Source organism: Coprococcus intestinalis, from assembly GCF_023656595.1.
Lineage (GTDB): Bacteria > Bacillota > Clostridia > Lachnospirales > Lachnospiraceae > Coprococcus_A > Coprococcus_A intestinihominis.
The window spans coordinates 19256-35581 of the sequence record NZ_JAMOKJ010000010.1 but is presented as its reverse complement, the minus strand read 5'-3'; the positions used below and the strand labels follow the sequence as shown (position 1 = coordinate 35581).

The following is a 16326-nucleotide window of genomic DNA, read 5'->3' as shown; positions in this document are numbered from 1 at the left end:
GAAGTCCTTTCTGTCCTGTTTGAAAAACGCTACTCACGGGAATCGGATGCGTGTACAAGCCCGTAACCGACGGTGACGGAAAGTGCCGAGCACACGGCGAATACCGCAGCAGCCACGTTTCCGAAAACGACCGAAACCGTAAGTGTGAGAAACACCCACCATCCGACGGTCACCGCGAATAGCAGGCCGAGGAAGAGCATGAAGGGGATTTCCCGCACTGAAACGCCACGAAAGTGCATTCCGTCCTCCCTAGAACGGAATATCTGCATCATACGTTTCCGGTTCCGCAGACTGCCCCTGAGCAGAAACCGTATCCTTCCCGGCACCCTTCGAGTCCGCAAACTCGATATCGGTCACGAGGACGGAAAGGGCATGGTGCTTCTCCTCGTTCTTCATCCAAGAGTGGTAGCGGAGCCGTCCGTCCACCGAAACCTTCTTCCCCTTGGTGAGGTAGGGAGCAAGCGCTTCGGCTCGCGCACCGAACAGGGCGCAATCAACAAACACCGGCGCATCGACATATTCGCCGGTCTCGCTGTCCTTCTTCTTCTCGTTGATGGCGAGTCCGAAGGTGAGAACGCTCGTGGCGTCCCCCTTTTTGCGAAGCTCCGCATCGCGCGTGAGGTTGCCCATGATGGTCACTCGGTTGATAGCCATTGTCTTTCCAATCTCTCGATGGCGTTTGCGGAGGATTCTGGAATCCTCCTGCCGGGAAAACTTTCGTCCCTTGCTGTCTATAAATATAGCAGACCAGAATACCAGCAACCCAGAGAGCAAGATAACCACATAGATTGCACACACTTGCGCTGCAAAGATAAGGGCGTGTGAAAAGCAACACTTCACACGCCCTAAGCACGTATCTACTCTGCTACGAGCCATTGTTCGAGCCATCGCTGCACGGCAAGTGTCGCGAGCGCGTCGGCAAGCGACCCGTGCGCCCTGCCCGTCCACTCGTATCCGATGTGGTCGGCGGCATCCACCAACTTGTAACGCCTTCCCATGAACCACGTGAACAGGTTCATGGTGTCCGTGATGATTGCATCCTCTCTCGGGCGCACCCCGACGGCGGAAAGGAATCCGAGGTCGAATCCGACGTTGTAGCCGATAATCTCGTCCGCCCCTGCAAAGATTTCCCTCAGTCGCGGTATGGCTGTCTCGATAGTCGGCAGGTCTGCCACGTCCTCCGGGTAGATGCCGTTGACGGCGCTCGCGTGCGGCCATTCGCTCTTCACGGTCGGTCGGAACCTCTCATCCAACAGGACGGAGCCGTCCCTTCCGATGATGGAGATGGTCAGAATCTCATCCGGGTCGCTACCGTTCGGATGAAGACCGGTAGTCTCGGTGTCAAAGCAAATGCTGTTCATATCTATCACCTAATCCCATGTAACCGTAGACCGTCGTATAACGGTCTGCCTTGTGTTCCAGCCATGCCAGATACTCGTTCTTCGCAAGCTCGAACGCCCGCTCCTCGCGGCTTCCTTCCAGTGAGCTGAGATATGCGACGGTCGCATTCGGCTCATTGCCGTAACCATCATCAATCCTCCCGGACTCATCGCACGGGAGCCATTCGTTCTCTTTGTACTCCACGCGACGCTCGACCTCTACAGTCCAGTAGATGACGGAGCCGATGCCATCTTCCTCGTCATTGACCTCGTTCCCATGCGTCGATATGAATGCTTCCGCCGCCGCGAGCGCTTCCTCGGAGTTCTCGTATTCGCCAAGCTCATACGAATCTCCATCGCTGATATCCTCGTGGTCTCCGTCATAACCCGGGCGCGTTGCAAAACTGAGCCGAAAGCTCCACCCGTTGACGAAATATCGAATCTTCCTGTCCATCTTGGCTCCCTTCTGCCATTGAACGGCTCGGTACCGTCCCTTTTACTGTCTATAAATTTAGCAGCCCAGCATACCAGCAAGCAGTGAAGCAGTAAGCTCCTTGCATCCTGCACGCACGTCATGAAAAAAGGGGCATCCGTCAAGATGCCCCACCGTCTAATTCATGTAGCCTGAAACCGTCGTATAGCAGTCATCTTTGTAATCAAGGAAATCGTAGTAGCTGTATTTCGCACGCTGGAATGCACGCTCCTCCCGGCTCCCATCCAACGTGCAGATGTATTCGGCGGTCGCATCTGCCGGGACGAGACCGTGACCATCCTCCGTGGCGCCGTCCGCGTCGCAAGGAAGCCACCCGAAGTCCTCATCCTCGATGCATCGCGTGACCTCCGCCGTCCAATAGGTCACGGAGCCGATGCCGTGCTTCTGGTCGTTGACGGCGTTCTTATGCTCTTTAATAAACTCACGCGCGGCGGCTACCGCTTCCTCTTTGCTCTCGAAATCTGGAAGCTCGAAACAACACTCTTCCTTGTGCTCCTCCCTGTCCCCGCTCAGATACAGAAGCATCTCGTGCCCGGTAACAAAATAGCGCATGTCTGTAATCCCTTCTCGCCTAGCAGGCTGAAATCTCGACCCACTCGCAACTACCATCTGCAACCGCAAGCCCGTGGAGAGAGCACCAAAGCCCCTGTGCCGCACATTTCCTTGCGAACCTGTCCGCTGCGTACCCGCTTTTGTATTCGCGAGTCGGAACGAGCGTGTCGTAGAAGCAGACCTTGAATGCAAGGAACTTCTCACTTCGTCCGTAAGTCTTCTCGATGTAGCCCATGCCAGCGTCCTTTCCGTCAGCCCTTCTTGCTGCCTATAAATATAGCAGACTGGCATACCAGCAAGCAGGCTAACGGCAGGCTCCATACATCCTGCATATTCTGTTCAAAAAAGAAAGGCACCCTTTCGGATGCCTTCGTTCATTCGTCCAAATACTGCCAATGGTATCCAGCGCATGTTCTTCCGTCGCTTAGGGCGTGGAATATCGAGTTGTGCTCGTACAGCTCAATCACGGAACTCATTACCGCCATCGTCTTTCTGCCCTTTCTCGCACCAGCTAAGTATTGTGTCCCCGATATGACCGGTTATTTCCTTCTCTGTCGTTATCGGTTTCAAAAGGATGCCGCCGTGGTAGGCCACAGATGCGATGTAATCAATGCAACCCAACATGTAGTCCTCGTACCAAGTGTCATGAATCTCATGTACGACCTGTGCCACAGACCTATCGACCAGATTCGCTATATCGAGAAAGGAGCAGTCGGTGGCAAAGAAGGCCACGGTTTCCGCCCATTTACGGTATCTGGCCTTCTCCCGCTTCCCGTAACGCTCCCTCGCCTGCGCCAATGTCAACCCGAACTGCGCAAGTCCCTTTTGCAGACACTCGTTCGCTTTCGCGACCTCGGTGGAATCGCCGTGCCAGCTGCCCGCCCTTTTCTCAATAAGAGTCTCGCCGTGCCTGTCGAAGAAATCGAGCACATCACCGAGATAGACGCCCTTCTCCCAATATGGCTTCCCGAGACCTAGGCAATTAACATGAAAGCCAAATACGGATTCCACGCCTTTGTGCATGGCAAGACGTTCAGCGAGAAGGAAATCGCCCTCGCCCACCTCGCACCGCTTTATCTCATCGACCGTCTCCGGGTCAAACCTGTCCGTCCAATTTCCCATCTTGCATCATTCTCTCTGACCTATTCGTTGCTCAAGTCGTATAGCATCTGTCTCATGCCGGTCGGTTTCCCGAGTGCTCCCGCTTCCAATCATCGACCGTGTACCGACGTTCGTGCATCGTCTCTACGGAAGATACCCTTACCGTGCCGTCCTCGCCCCGATGGCACCGGACTTTCCTGACCGCGACCCCGAACCCACGATTCTCGACAGATTTCCTATCCGCTGCCAAGCACGCTGCAAACCCTGTGAGAAACCGCGCTTTTAGGCCGTCTCCGGTCTCAACAAAGTCAATGAGTGCATCGACCAGCCGCTCATAGCTCCTCGTCTCGACCTTTCCGGCGAATCCCCATTTGCGGTGCGCCCCGTCGGTCAAGGGTGCCATCTTGCCTGCCATGACCTCGTACCTATCCATTTACACGCTCCCTACTTATGTACATCGAAAAAGAGGGGCATCTCTTTCCCGATGCCCCTTCAATTCCTTAGCGAATGCCGTCCGGTGAATACGGTGACCAAGGCTGACCGAGGAGAACCAGCCAGTCGCACTCCTCGCTCTCCCCCAGCCGGAACAGATAAACCGCATCCGAGACAATCTCCTGCCAGTATGCCGTAAGGTCACCGAACCTGCCGGTATACTTGCAGTGGGGAACAGTGCCACCCCCGTCATAGACCATGACCATATCGTTCTTCTCGATTTCCATTTGCTCCGTCCTTTCTGCCTTGGGACGGCTCCGGTGCCGTCCCCCTTGCTGCTATCTGTAATTATAGCTATGCGGCATACCAGCACACTCCACAACGCGAGACTCCACGCCTTCTCCATGGAACTCGGGTCATTAGGGGCGAGCAGCCCCTAATCTGAGGAAGCGCAAGCGACCGCGCCACGGAGAGACCCTGCGAAACCGTAGGGTGTCAAGAAAAGCCAACCTCCCGTCACGGAGCCACCGACCCTCCTTTCCCCGCCCTCTACCGAGCCGCTGCGGCGTGCCCCACTTTGCCGCGCCTGCGGCCTATGGTTTCCCGAGAAGAAGGGGTTTTCAACATTCCGATGGGCGGAGGGTTCCTAGACTGACCCGGAGCCTGTCGGAATGTTGGAAACCCCGGCAGGTCAGTCCCCCCGTTTCCGCCAAGTAGAAGGCTTTTCCGCGCTTTCAATGGCCGGAGGGTTCCTAGCCCGACCCGCAGGCTGTTGGAAGGGTGGGAAAGCCGCCCCCGAGTCCCCGTTCCCGCAACGACCCCGCGCCTTCACGCCGCCCGCAGGGCAGTTCCAAAAAAGCCAAAGAAAAAGGGCACCCTCCCGGATGCCCTAGCTCCTTTACCGACCGAACTCCTCCCGATAGCGGTTATGGTCTGCTAGTGCTTACCTCTTGTTACGGTAGCGGCGCTTTTCCATCTGGTAGTCGTACTCCATACCCGCAAGGTAGACGCACCACACGCCGACCACCATGAAGAGCGTACCCATAACAAACTCGATTGTCGCCCAGACCGGCGCATCCACGCTCGCAAGCATGAGCGTGTACGCCATAATCCCGCAGCCGATAAGGATTGCACCATAGGTCTCAAGCTCCCTGACGTTCTTCATCTTGAAGTCCCTTCTGCCATGGGGCGGCTCGGTTGCCGTCCCCCTTGCTGTCTATAAATATAGCAGACCGGCATACCAGCAAGCAGGTGAACCGTACACTCCATACATCCTGCATATCCTGCACGAAAAAAGGGCACCCTCCCGGATGCCCGTCCTTTCCCTATCCGAGGTCGATATACCTGCCGACCGCATCGGTATACCCTCCATGCGCAATCCTCCGCCCGCTCGGGTTCTTCCTGACGAATCCCGCTTCCTTGCGGTCGAGATAATAGCGGTGGTTGCACACACGGCACCACCCGGCAAGCTCCCTTCCGCCGCGAACCAAGTTGAACGCTTCCGCTGGCAGCACACGCCCGCACCTAGGACAGCGCTTCTTTGTTGGCAGCATCCTTTTCCTAAACCTCCTCCCCGGCATCCGTCAGCTCATGGACAAGCCATTCCGCTCGAAGCGGTTTCTTCTCTTTTTTCCCGTCGTGCGCGACGTGCAGCCCGTAAACGTCATACGACCACGCTCCGGCAATTCCGACAATCAACCAATCGCGTCCGTCCCCTCCGTAAAGGGTCTCACCGAACATGACCGGCTTGCCGTCTGCGCAAAGCATCTGCCCCTTCGCCATTCGCTTCTCTCGCCTGCATTTGCGCTTGTAGGCAGCATCAAGGCGTTTGAATGCCCCTCTCTTCGAGTTCTCCATGCTCCTCTGATACTCCCCCTTGAGGTTCAGAAGCTCTTCCTCAAGATTTGCCGCTTCCGAAGCCGAATCGACCAGACGGTTCAACAGTGCCAATGCCCCGTCCCTCATCGCCCCGTCAAACGCCTGCTCGACGGCATACCTCAGAAGCCGCACGTCCTTCTCCTCGATTTTCTCCTTGCCCATATTCATCCCTTCTCTAGCGCCGTCCGAACGGCTTCCCCATGTCATACCAGCTTCGTCCCTCGTAGCCGCGTCCGCACCCGTAATGGCCGATGACCCTCCACCCGGAAAGGTCGAGGTCGTAGAGCCTTGTAAGCTCCTCTCCATACGTTCGCTTTCCCTGCCGCACAAGCTCCTCGTCGCTTGCGTTTATGTACAGTTCCCCGTACCGCTCGAACACGTACTCGACCCGCTTGCCACTACCGATAACATCCCCTGCGCAGACCTGCCACGGGCGCAGGGGCTTACTCCCCGCGCTCATCCTCACGGCTCCAAGTAAATCTCGACCATGATGCAACGCTGCGTCTCGTCCTCGCAGGAAAGCCAAGACGGGTTCAGTGTGAAAGAACTCACGTCATCCTCCCCATGCTGCAAGGCCAGCCCACGCTTGCCGAAGAAAGTTTCGCTCGTTATGAGTCCAAACTCCCATTCCTCTGGATAATGGACGTGAAAGCGGTAACCATCCCCTTTCAGGCTATCCATCAACTCCTTGACCTTCATTCCGCTCACCCCTCATCTTTCAGCTCGATACAGATGGTCGGTTCTACCTCCATGAGCGGGAAGATATAGCCGACCTCCCTTTCAAGGATTTGCGGGTGTTCGTCAGGGTAGAACTCCTCCGCATCGCCTAGATAGTGCTCAATCGTAGTACCCGTCGAATCATAGCTTCGAATCGCGATTTCACCCTGAATGTAAGTCTCCTCGAACAGCTCCCCGAGCGTCATGCTTCCTCCTCTAGCCGATTCCGTGACCGAATATGCGGGCATCCGTGCAGGCATCCTCAAAAAGACTGTAATCGCCGTCAAACCCGAACTTTTGACAATAACGCTCGATGAGCCTTTCGTACCTATCGTAGTCCTCATCGGCATATGCCCGGTTCACTCGGTCGATTGCCCTGCGGCGCTCCTCCGTGTCTTTAGGCTGCATAGCGACTCCCCGCAAGCTCCACGCCGTAACGCGGTGCGATACGGTCGCAGACGGCATCGAGCGCATCCTCGTCCATCCGTGCCATCAGCTCTTCGCAAAAACCCTCCCAGCCAATCGCGTCCACGAGGACGTTGACCTTCTCCGTAACATCCAAAGTAGCCATCTTGAAGTCCCTTCTGCCTTTGGGCGGCTCTGATGCCGTCCCTCTTGCTGTCTATAAATATAGCAGGCTGGCATACCAGCAAGCAGGAAAACACGATAAATCAGGAAACTCCATACATCCTGCATATTATGCATAGCAAAAAGGGCACCCTCCCGGATGCCCCGTGCTGCCGCCGTCTCAATCTTCCACGTAATCAATCAAGTCTTCCACGCCATCAATAGCAGTGGGTTTTTCCAATGTGCCCATCGAATAATCGTAACCGTAGTAATCGGCAACATCTAGGCACGCCTTGAGGACATGCTCGGCAAGATACAGCTCATCGCTTTCAATCTTTTCGATGGCGAAACGCTTCAAGTCATCGTAGGACGTGATATCGGCACCGTCATCCATGAGCGCAGGAACGATATCGTCCAGCGTTTCCCCGTTTGCAATCCGCCTGTCAAGCTCCGCACGCTTCATCCTAAACCCCTTCCTGCCATGGGCGGCTCCGGTGCCGTCCCTCTTGCTGTCTACAAATATAGCAGGCTGGCATACCAGCAAGCAGGAAAACACGATAAATCAGGAAACTCCATACATCCTGCATATTATGCATAGCAAAAAGGGCACTCTCCCGGATGCCCTGAATGTCCATGGCTAACGCCCCACCCTCCAAATCTTTTCCTCGCCCGTGAACGTATCTGTGATTACGCATCTGCCGCCCGCCGCATACTTGAGACCATTCGGCAGCGCTTCCGCCGCCTTGCGGCACCTCGTCCAAAAACTCAGGTACCCGTTTCCGCTGAACCCAACGGCAATCTCATCGTCGAACTCGTCCATCGCATCTTCCGCCGGTTCCGATTCCAAATAGAGTACCACGCCGTTTTCGTTCTCTCGCGTGTAGTGGTATCTCGCCATATTCATGATTCCTTTCCGTCTACTCGGCAAGCCCTTTAACTTGCCTACCCGATAACCAGTATTATAGCATACCAGCACACACCACAATGCGAGACTCCATGCCTTCTCCATGGAACTCGGGTCATTAGGGGCGAGCAGCCCCTAATCTGAGGGAGCGCAAGCGACCGCGCCACGGAGAGACCCCGCGAAACCGTAGGGTGCCAAGAAAAGCCAACCTCCCGTCGCGGAGCCACCGACCCTCCTTTCCCCGCCCTCTACCGAGCCGCTGCGGCGTGCCCCGCTTTGCCGCGCCTGCGGCCTATGGTTTCCCGAGAAGAAGGGGTTTTCAACATTTCGATGGGCGGAGGGTTCCTAGACTGACCCGGAGCCTGTCGGAATGTTGGAAACCCCGGCAGGTCTGTCCCCCGTTTCCGCCAAGTAGAAGGCTTTTCCGCGCTTTCAATGGCCGGAGGGTTCCTAGCCCGACCCGCAGGCTGTTGGAAGGGTGGGAAAGCCGCCCCCGAGTCCCCGTTCCCGCAACGACCCCGCGCCTTCACGCCGCCCGCAGGGCAGTTCCAAAAAAGCCAAAGAAAAAGGGCACCCTCCCGGATGCCCTTCACTCGACTTAGCAATCCCCGCAATATCCGTCAGCCCATGCCAGACATTCAGCGGCTCCGCCATCAAACACGAGATTCCCGTTCTCATCTCCTTCGTAGACCTTGATGTTGATTCTGCTCAGATACTCTTCTGCGCCGATGCTGTCCTTGCCGCCGAAGTTATCGTAAGCGCCCGTGACAACATAGGTGTAGCTCGCAGAGGGCACATTGTCCTCCCCGATGAACTCGATATCGGCATCCGCCATGCACATCGCCTTGAGGAAATGCTGGCACCAGTTTCGGTTATTGAGAATGTTCCTCTCCACGCTTGCTCCCGAAAAGTCGATATGTTGTTCAGGCTTGGTTCGCGATGCCACAACGAGCGAGTTGGCGATATCAATGGCATGGCAGCTGGGATAACCGTCATAGTGGCGATAGAACGTGGCGATGGTCTCCTCTTCCATCTGATTGCTCTTCCAGTTGAGGACGAGGTTCTTGAGGATGGTGACGGACGGTGTGCTCATGGTTTTTCCTTCCTGCCATGGGGCAGCTCGGTTGCCGCCCCTCTTGCTGTCTATAAATATAGCAGAACGGCATACCAGCAAGCAGGTGAACCGTACACTCCACATATCCTGCATATAAAAGCGAAGAAAAAGGGCACCCTCTCGGATGCCCCGTGGTTCCTCTGCCCTAATAGTTCACAATCGCCTGATACTCCGGCATACCTTCTGAGAACTCATGCTCGTCTAGCGCATTGTAAAAGTCTGTCATCTTGCGAACCATGCACCGGTCGCAATACTTGGTAGCAGAGTCGCGCCATCCCGCAAATGCCGGATTCGACTTGTCCCATTCAGCGCTGCCGCTAAAGATATAGGGGCAACAGGAGCAAACATAGTCAATGGCTTTCTCTAACTTCTTGTCCTTCATGTTCGTCCTTCCTGCCATGGGGGCGGCTCCACTGCCGTCCCCCTTGCTGACTATAAATATAGCAGACTGGCATACCAGCAAACAGGCGAACCGTACACTCCTTATATCCTGCATATAAAAGCATGAATGAACTCGCCGATGGCGTGCCTAAACCTTATACTCGCAACTGCCGTATTCCAGACGGAATACATCATCCATGATGCCATCCTCGCTGTCGGGCACAAGCCTGACGAGACGGATGGTCTCATCCTCAGCATCGGAGCACAGGTCGATGATAAAACCGTCAAATCCCTCCCGCTCGCATCTTGAGACCATCCAGCTTTCCTTGCAGTACGCTTCTGCAACGGCAAAGGCATCAAGCGCAGCTTCTCGACGCTTTATCTTCGCTTTGAAGCTCTCCTCCACCCCGTCACCACCACTGCAACGACTGATGGAAAGCGTGTATCCGTCCATGTCTGTTCCTTCCCTTCACGAACCGCTGCCTGTAACCCTTATGCAGCCTGAGACGGTCGGCGAGCAGGGCTTCCCTTTTTTCGACGGGATTGTCTTTCACATTGTCAGGCATATTTTCCACCCTCTGCTCCCTTCTGGCTAACTAACAATAAATATAGCAGACCACCAAACCACAAACACGGCAAGCCATAAAACCATCATAACAATGCAGAGAAAAAAGGGCACCCGCGCAGGATGCCCCTTCTCATCTCACACGAACGGATTGGCGCAGCTGGAAGAATGCCGGACGCTGATTGAGGAAGTCCTTCAATATCTTGCCACCTCTATCTGGCACCAAGGAGCGCGATGGAGCCTACGCAGCCAACAAGTGCGATAAGGGTGCCTAGAACGCAGGCCGTCGCAAATCCGAGTGCCGCCATCTTCGTTCCCTCCGGTCGGTACGGCGCGTTGATGTTCATTAGGGATGCGGCGAGAATCCCGACGATGCCGCCGAGGAAGCCGAGGAAGAAGAAGCCTGCCTTCTGCCCGCTTGTAAGCGCACGTTCCATCGTCATCAGCATCTGGTCTTTCCCTGTATCCTTGGAATACATCTGCCCAATTCCTTCCTTTTTCTTCGCAAAACCGGGGCACGGTGCCTTCGCCCCTGTTCCGGCACCGCGCCCTGCCGGAATCTTACCATCCTCCGCGCGTTATGGCACAATCTGTTCAGGGATGCCGTCAAGTAGGAAGGAAGAACCATGGCTACCATTCAAGATTTCGAGGAGCGTATCGAGAAACAGAAGGCGGAACTCGCCAAACTCGAAGCGAAGAAAAAGGAACTTGAAAAGAAGATTCGCGAGCGGAACCGGAAGTGGCGCTCTCTGGTCACCCATTCCGCTGGTGAAAGTGTGCTCTCCGCCGTCGGTTGCGCTTGGCAGGAACTCGACCTCGACGCACTCGACCGATTCCTTGCGAGCCATGCAGACGAGGTGAGCGACATGCTCACCGCCCACGGAAGTACCCCGGAGGATGCCAAGGCGCGTCTCGATGCACGCAAAAAGAAAACGGTAAAAACGGAGCCTGTCGCTGATGGTGGATTACAGGCAGCGGAACCGGATAGCGAAAACTCCGACTGGTAACAGAAAAGGGAGCCGTGTGACCGAAGCCACAGGCTCCCTTTTCTCCTGCCCGCACTCCGAGATAAAAGCAACAGGCAGAAAGGACTTTCGCTACTGTAGCACAGCGCACCGTCGCACGGGACGCGAATCTGGCAGAACCATCTGAAAACGCGTGTCTAATTGTGAAAGAAGCATGAAATCTGACTGGAAAAGTCCACAAAACAGGACAGATATAGTAAAACATAATCACAGATTGCAAGCAGAAAGGAGCACCATGGATTTCAGCAGCTACTACTACTACATCCCCTTGAACTTCTACGAGACACCTGAGATGACGCTCATCGACCATGAGCCGAATGGGGATTCCGCAACCGTACTCGTCCTCGCCCTGGCTAAAATCCACACGCGGACGGTCACGAAAAACGATGACGGCACGTTCACCATCGTGACCGATGACGGCACGTTCACGGATACCGAAGTCATGGAAATGCTCTCCTCCTTCGGCTACCGGGCGAATCAAGCCAAGTACACTCATGCCCTCGCGGTTGTCGCGAGGTTCCCGCCCTTCGACCACCTCGCCTACTCCGAAGCCGAACGCGATAAGAAGACCCCGGAGGTGTACCAATGAAGCTCCGAGGAGCGTGGCGCAGGGACTACAGTGAGTTCTTCGACACGCAGGAAGCCCTACTCATCGACGCGATGGACAATGCGGACTCCATCTACACCGTCTTCGCCCGTCTACAATCGCTTGCGGTGAAATGCGGCTGCGCCGGGAAGCTCCTTCTCCACGAAAGCGTTCCCTACACCGACGAGATGCTTGCTGCGGTCACCAAGAAGACCGTTCCCGCCTTTCGGCAATGCGTGCAGCCGCTCGTACAGCTCGGCCTTGTCATCTGCGAGGATGGCATCTACGCCATCGCGGACTGGGAGTTCAACCAGAACGTCCCGGCAATTGACGCGATGCGCGAGGGAAACCGCGTGCGCAAGGCTTCGGAGCGCGCCCGTAAGAACGGAAAGGGAACCCGTCAGGTGAAGAAGGATAAAGTGCTCGCATACCTTACCGAGCATCCGGAAGCCACGAATACCGAGGTTGCCGAGAAGACCGGAGTGAGCCGCCCCTCCGTTATCAAGTACCGCAAGGAATATGCGCCAGCACTTCCAGCCCCAAAAGGCGGAAAAATCGTAAAAGATGACGGCACGAAAGTTGACACTGTAAAAATTGACGGTGTAAAAGTTGACAGCTTTGACAGCAAAGTTGACGTCAATTTTGACGTAAAAGTTGACAGTGATTTTGACACCGGTTTTTACACTGACGCAGACGGTAAAAGCGCAGGTAGACAATCTGCACAGGTTGAAAATGAAGCTGTAAAAATTGCGTCACACCCTAAGAATATAGATGATAGATATAAGAATACATCTACATCTACAGCTGTGGCTGATGGGGAGGGAGCGACAGATTCTGGAATCCCGACAAGGGAGGAAGTCCGCTCGCACTTCGCAGAAATGGGATTCGCGGTTGACCCCGACCGCTTCTTCGATGTGAACGAGGGACGCGGCTGGCGCACGAACTCCGGCAAGCCCGTCGATGACTGGAAGAAACTCGCCGCAGTCTGGGACAGGAACGAACACCCGAAGGCCGCGACCCCTCCCGCACGCACGGAACCGAAGGCCAATGCGGTCGGGAAAATCCCCTCCGTCGAGGAGGTCATGGCGAAATGGGGCTGTGACCGGGAGACGGCTCAGGGATATATCGACGAGAACATGTACTAGAAATGCCCCTGAGAATGCCTGAGAGCCTGCCTATGACACGCTAAATGTCATGTGGCAGTAACTGCCCGAACAAGACCACAAAGTCCCGTAGACAGGCTCTCAGACAGGGTAACGCAGAAAGGACGAGGTAAAATGAGTGAAAACGTAACGAAAACCAAGGAGCAGGACGGACGGAAGCCGGGCGAGGACTATCGCGACGCGGACGGCATCCTCGTCTGCGGGAAATGCGGAGAGCCACGCGAGCGGATGTTCCCGGCGGGCGGAATCTTCAAGGAGCCGCACCTTGTCCCGACCATGTGCCGCTGCCAGAGGGAGGAAGCGGACAGGCAGCGCGAGGAAACCGAGCGGGCGGAGAAAAGGCGTAGGACGGAACGGCTAAGGAAGCAGTGCTTCCCCTCATCCGGCAGGTACGCCTTCTGCACCTTCGATGCCGATGACGGCAGGAACGCGGCTCAGAGCACCGTCTGCAAGGCATTTGCCGCGACCTTCGACCCAAAAGACCCGGAGGGGCTTGTCCTGTACGGGAAGCGCGGCACGGGCAAGAGCTTCCATGCGTCCTGCATCGCGAACGCCGTCATCGAGCGCGGGTTCTCCTGTCTCGTGACCGATATCAAGCAGGTCGTGAACCTGATGGAATCCTCCTTCGAGAAGCGTTCCGGGAACCTTGAGAGAATCCTCGCCCCAGACCTCCTCATCCTTGAAGACCTCGGTGCCCAGCGCTCCACCGAGTACGTCATGGAGCACGTCTACGACGTTATCGACGGACGCTACAAGGCAGGGAAACCGATGGTGATAACGACGAACTTCGACTTTCGCGAGAGAATCCTGAACGCCACGGCAGATGACCCGTGGGGACGTGTCTTCGACCGCATCGTTGAGGTCGGGTTCCCGGTGAAGTACGACGGCAATTCGCGCCGTCGGGAAATCGGAATGAAGAACCGCAAAGATTTCAAGCGGAAGTTGGGAATCGAGGGGATAGAATCGTAGCGGAGCGGTTTTTAAGCATCAGCCGCTTCTTCCTGATTCTGGTGCCGATTTCCTTCCCGGCACCGTCCCCGCGCCCCGTAGCGTATCGACGCTGCGGGGCTTTCTTTTTCCTCTTGGCAGGAAAGGGCACGGAAATCGTGCCTATACCGAAAGGAGGAAAAAAAGATGACGAAAGAGAAAGCGAACCGTAACGAAGTGGTCGGCATGTTCCTGACCTATTGCCGGAAGACCCTCGTGAACGCGCGGACGGACGTTTTGAGGGAGCGCAAAAGGAGACGCAACCGCGAGGTGCTGTTCTGCGACCTCAGAAGAAGTGAACTCGAAAGCCTTGCGGACTGGCAGGACGTGCCGGAGCGGGAAACCGTATTCGATGCCGCCGGGAAGCCTATCGGCGTGACAGACAAAGACCTCGCGGATGCGCTGGAAAAACTCTGCCCAGAGGAGCAGGCAATCATCCTGCTCTCCTATTTTGCCGGATGGTCGGATAGGCGTATCGGTGAGGACATGGGGTTCCCACGCTCCACGGTGCAGAACCGTCGCGCCCGTGCGCTCGCCCGTCTTGCGGACATTCTGACGGAAGGGGGTGACCCGCATGGCAAAGACAAAGATTGACTACGATACCGTCGTTGCCGCGACAAGCGGAGATGCCCTTGCTGCCGGGGCGGTGCTCGATTACTTCAACGACTTCATGGACGGACTCTGCACCGGGTTCTACACCGACGCGGATGGCTTCTGGGACTACGGCATCGACCTCTCGATGAAGTCGTTCATGCAGGCGAAGCTGTTGCGTGCGATGCTGAGGTTTAAACCGTAAACAGTAAAACCACAAACACAGGAAACCAGACAACCAGAAAGAAGGAAAGGAAGCAGACTATATACAAACACGCTCTGACCTGCTACAATACAGTCAGAAAGACGAGTAGTCTGCTTTCCTGTCAAAAGGAGAGCCATGGTAACCGTAACGAAAAAAGATTTAGTTGCCCTCGGCTATGGGAACTCTTTCGCCACCGATATCATCCGTCTGGCGAAAATTCGCATGGTTGAGAAGGGCTATCCCTTCTACTCCTCACGCAAGCTCGACCGCGTTCCGGCGGAAGCCGTCGAGGAGCTTCTTGGGATTGCCTTAGACGGTGATGCCGCTGGTCGCGCTCCTGAAAAAGGAGTAAAGACAAATGGCAAACGACCAAATTAAGAAAGCCGATAACGGCACCTACTATTTCCGCGCCAATCTCGGATTCGACCATTCCACGGGAAAGCGGATTCAAAAATACCGGAGCGGATTCAAGACAAAAAAAGAAGCGAAAGAGGAATATGCAAAACTCGTTTTGCAATTTGCTTCCCAATCGCTTCCCACCGAACAGAAAAGGATTCCCTTCGGAACGTTCATTGAGGACACCTACCTGCCTTGGTATCAGACACAGGTAAAGGAGAGTACCTTCGAGAACCGCGCCGGTACGGTGCGGAAACACTTCTCCTGCTTCTACGAGAAGTTTACCGATGCCATCGAGCCAATCGACATACAGAACTGGCAGCTTGCCCTCATCCGCGCAGGATATAGCCCGAACTACGTGCGCGTCACACAGGGAATGCTCTCCGTTGCCTTCGACCGTGCCGTCATATTGGGTATTACGGAAAGGAACCCGTCACGGATGGTCGGCAACGTTCGTGGGCAGAAACCGCTTGTGGACTTCTGGACGCTTGATGAGTTCGAGAAGGTGATTTCCAAACTCTACAAGGGAGACTACTACGAGCACTACCTGTTCATCAGCCTGCTCTTCCTATTCATGAGTGGGATGCGGCTTGGGGAAGCATCTGCCCTCCTGTGGAGCGATATCGACTTCACGACCGGGCTTTGTTCCATCACCAAAACGCTCTATTACCACAACCAGTCGGACTACAAGTTCACGAAACCGAAGACGCGTGCGGCAATCCGCTCCATCTATCTGGATGAGGACACGCTTTCCGAACTCGCCGCATGGCGCAAGGTGCAGCGCGTTGTCATCCCTGACTGTGAGTTCGTATTGAGCTACAACGGGCTTCCGACTACAAAGACAAGGCTTCCGCGTGCAATGAAGAAGCTCGCAGACCTCGCAGGCGTTCACCGCGTCCGGGTTCACGACCTTCGCCACTCCCACGCGTCACTTCTCATCAACATGGGAGAAAGCCCATTGCTCCTCAAGGAACGGCTCGGGCATGAGAAGATACAGACCACGCTTGGGACATATGGGCACCTGTATCCCAATACCAACCAAGCAGTCGCAAAGAAGCTCACCGGCATCCTCAACTACAGTGAGCCGAAGACGAGCATCGCGAACTACACGAGCAACCAACACACGGCGGACTACCACCGTGCATGAGAAAGAAAAAACGGGTGCCCTCCCGCCAAGAAGCAGCACCCGCTCGCGACCAGCAAGCCGCTTTTTTATTCTATATTAAGACCACGCACTGTGCAATCAGTGTGCAATCGTGAAAACGGAGAGCCTTGAACCCCTTATGAACA

Annotated in this window: 28 protein-coding genes; 8 read left to right on the top strand and 20 right to left on the bottom strand. The window is 55.6% G+C overall.

The features are described 5' to 3' along the window. Nucleotides 1-249 precede the first annotated feature (249 nt). The 20 genes from NBH03_RS08710 to NBH03_RS08615 form a co-directional block, all read right to left on the bottom strand. On the bottom strand, nucleotides 250-654 hold the full coding sequence (locus NBH03_RS08710) for a single-stranded DNA-binding protein (protein WP_250799215.1): 405 nt from the start codon (nucleotides 652-654) through the stop codon (nucleotides 250-252). Between the two features lie 203 nt (nucleotides 655-857). After that, nucleotides 858-1361 carry a 3'-5' exonuclease gene (locus tag NBH03_RS08705; RefSeq protein WP_250799213.1) on the bottom strand — a complete coding sequence of 168 codons (504 nt, stop codon included), beginning with the start codon at nucleotides 1359-1361 and terminating at the stop codon, nucleotides 858-860. After that, nucleotides 1342-1833: a hypothetical protein gene (locus NBH03_RS08700; RefSeq protein WP_250799211.1), complete on the bottom strand. Its 492-nt coding sequence runs from the start codon at nucleotides 1831-1833 to the stop codon at nucleotides 1342-1344. The genes NBH03_RS08705 and NBH03_RS08700 overlap by 20 nt, the downstream gene beginning before the upstream one ends. A 156-nt stretch (nucleotides 1834-1989) precedes the next feature. Beyond that, nucleotides 1990-2424, bottom strand: coding sequence for a hypothetical protein (locus tag NBH03_RS08695; protein WP_250799207.1), 435 nt, complete (start codon nucleotides 2422-2424; stop codon nucleotides 1990-1992). Between the two features lie 459 nt (nucleotides 2425-2883). Next, nucleotides 2884-3546 (bottom strand): hypothetical protein, encoded by a 663-nt coding sequence (locus NBH03_RS08690; RefSeq protein ID WP_195368085.1) that lies wholly within the window; start codon nucleotides 3544-3546, stop codon nucleotides 2884-2886. 52 nt (nucleotides 3547-3598) lie between these two features. Beyond that, nucleotides 3599-3958, bottom strand: a complete 360-nt coding sequence (locus NBH03_RS08685) for a hypothetical protein (protein ID WP_250799202.1) — start codon at nucleotides 3956-3958, stop codon at nucleotides 3599-3601. A 67-nt stretch (nucleotides 3959-4025) separates the two neighbouring features. After that, on the bottom strand, nucleotides 4026-4217 hold the full coding sequence (locus NBH03_RS08680; protein ID WP_250799200.1) for a hypothetical protein: 192 nt from the start codon (nucleotides 4215-4217) through the stop codon (nucleotides 4026-4028). 683 nt (nucleotides 4218-4900) lie between these two features. Beyond that, on the bottom strand, nucleotides 4901-5122 hold the full coding sequence (locus NBH03_RS08675) for a hypothetical protein (protein ID WP_055168026.1): 222 nt from the start codon (nucleotides 5120-5122) through the stop codon (nucleotides 4901-4903). Between the two features lie 395 nt (nucleotides 5123-5517). Beyond that, a complete protein-coding gene (locus NBH03_RS08670) occupies nucleotides 5518-5997 on the bottom strand; it encodes a hypothetical protein (RefSeq protein ID WP_055262382.1) in 480 nt (159 codons plus the stop codon). A gap of 13 nt (nucleotides 5998-6010) precedes the next feature. After that, nucleotides 6011-6295: a hypothetical protein gene (locus NBH03_RS08665; protein WP_156333797.1), complete on the bottom strand. Its 285-nt coding sequence runs from the start codon at nucleotides 6293-6295 to the stop codon at nucleotides 6011-6013. Nucleotides 6296-6297: 2 nt separating this feature from the next. Beyond that, nucleotides 6298-6534, bottom strand: coding sequence for a hypothetical protein (locus tag NBH03_RS08660; protein ID WP_250799198.1), 237 nt, complete (start codon nucleotides 6532-6534; stop codon nucleotides 6298-6300). 5 nt (nucleotides 6535-6539) lie between these two features. Further along, nucleotides 6540-6758, bottom strand: coding sequence for a hypothetical protein (locus NBH03_RS08655; RefSeq protein WP_195509452.1), 219 nt, complete (start codon nucleotides 6756-6758; stop codon nucleotides 6540-6542). A 10-nt stretch (nucleotides 6759-6768) separates the two neighbouring features. Next, a complete protein-coding gene (locus tag NBH03_RS08650; RefSeq protein WP_055262386.1) occupies nucleotides 6769-6960 on the bottom strand; it encodes a hypothetical protein in 192 nt (63 codons plus the stop codon). Then, entirely contained in the window at nucleotides 6950-7123 is a 174-nt protein-coding gene (locus NBH03_RS08645) for a hypothetical protein (RefSeq protein ID WP_156058770.1), read from the bottom strand. The genes NBH03_RS08650 and NBH03_RS08645 overlap by 11 nt, the downstream gene beginning before the upstream one ends. A 177-nt stretch (nucleotides 7124-7300) precedes the next feature. Continuing rightward, nucleotides 7301-7582 carry a hypothetical protein gene (locus NBH03_RS08640; RefSeq protein WP_117774015.1) on the bottom strand — a complete coding sequence of 94 codons (282 nt, stop codon included), beginning with the start codon at nucleotides 7580-7582 and terminating at the stop codon, nucleotides 7301-7303. Between the two features lie 174 nt (nucleotides 7583-7756). Further along, nucleotides 7757-8023, bottom strand: a complete 267-nt coding sequence (locus NBH03_RS08635; protein ID WP_250799193.1) for a hypothetical protein — start codon at nucleotides 8021-8023, stop codon at nucleotides 7757-7759. Nucleotides 8024-8621: 598 nt separating this feature from the next. Next, a complete protein-coding gene (locus NBH03_RS08630; RefSeq protein WP_250799185.1) occupies nucleotides 8622-9116 on the bottom strand; it encodes a hypothetical protein in 495 nt (164 codons plus the stop codon). Between the two features lie 166 nt (nucleotides 9117-9282). Next, nucleotides 9283-9537 (bottom strand): hypothetical protein, encoded by a 255-nt coding sequence (locus tag NBH03_RS08625; protein WP_250799182.1) that lies wholly within the window; start codon nucleotides 9535-9537, stop codon nucleotides 9283-9285. Between the two features lie 129 nt (nucleotides 9538-9666). Then, nucleotides 9667-9972, bottom strand: coding sequence for a hypothetical protein (locus tag NBH03_RS08620; protein WP_055261529.1), 306 nt, complete (start codon nucleotides 9970-9972; stop codon nucleotides 9667-9669). A 323-nt stretch (nucleotides 9973-10295) separates the two neighbouring features. After that, nucleotides 10296-10562, bottom strand: a complete 267-nt coding sequence (locus NBH03_RS08615) for a hypothetical protein (protein ID WP_117774017.1) — start codon at nucleotides 10560-10562, stop codon at nucleotides 10296-10298. Between the two features lie 147 nt (nucleotides 10563-10709). Between NBH03_RS08615 and NBH03_RS08610 the strand changes: the two genes are divergently transcribed. The 8 genes from NBH03_RS08610 to NBH03_RS08575 all read left to right on the top strand — a co-directional run bounded on the left by NBH03_RS08610 (nucleotide 10710) and on the right by NBH03_RS08575 (nucleotide 16183). After that, on the top strand, nucleotides 10710-11090 hold the full coding sequence (locus NBH03_RS08610) for a hypothetical protein (protein ID WP_055261531.1): 381 nt from the start codon (nucleotides 10710-10712) through the stop codon (nucleotides 11088-11090). A gap of 253 nt (nucleotides 11091-11343) precedes the next feature. After that, entirely contained in the window at nucleotides 11344-11697 is a 354-nt protein-coding gene (locus NBH03_RS08605) for a hypothetical protein (RefSeq protein WP_250799180.1), read from the top strand. Next, entirely contained in the window at nucleotides 11694-12839 is a 1146-nt protein-coding gene (locus NBH03_RS08600) for a phage replisome organizer N-terminal domain-containing protein (protein ID WP_250799178.1), read from the top strand. Before NBH03_RS08605 ends, NBH03_RS08600 begins: the two co-directional genes overlap by 4 nt. A gap of 132 nt (nucleotides 12840-12971) precedes the next feature. Beyond that, complete coding sequence (locus NBH03_RS08595) at nucleotides 12972-13826, top strand: ATP-binding protein (RefSeq protein ID WP_055261537.1); 855 nt, start codon at nucleotides 12972-12974, stop codon at nucleotides 13824-13826. Between the two features lie 165 nt (nucleotides 13827-13991). Then, nucleotides 13992-14438 (top strand): sigma-70 family RNA polymerase sigma factor, encoded by a 447-nt coding sequence (locus tag NBH03_RS08590; RefSeq protein ID WP_118382994.1) that lies wholly within the window; start codon nucleotides 13992-13994, stop codon nucleotides 14436-14438. After that, a complete protein-coding gene (locus tag NBH03_RS08585; protein ID WP_055167999.1) occupies nucleotides 14419-14640 on the top strand; it encodes a helix-turn-helix domain-containing protein in 222 nt (73 codons plus the stop codon). Before NBH03_RS08590 ends, NBH03_RS08585 begins: the two co-directional genes overlap by 20 nt. 135 nt (nucleotides 14641-14775) lie before the next feature. Further along, the gene (locus NBH03_RS08580) at nucleotides 14776-15018 is read left to right on the top strand and encodes a DUF3173 domain-containing protein (RefSeq protein WP_055167997.1); all 243 of its coding nucleotides are present in this window, start codon (nucleotides 14776-14778) and stop codon (nucleotides 15016-15018) included. Beyond that, the gene (locus NBH03_RS08575) at nucleotides 14999-16183 is read left to right on the top strand and encodes a site-specific integrase (protein ID WP_118382993.1); all 1185 of its coding nucleotides are present in this window, start codon (nucleotides 14999-15001) and stop codon (nucleotides 16181-16183) included. Before NBH03_RS08580 ends, NBH03_RS08575 begins: the two co-directional genes overlap by 20 nt. The last annotated feature ends 143 nt before the right edge of the window (nucleotides 16184-16326 follow it).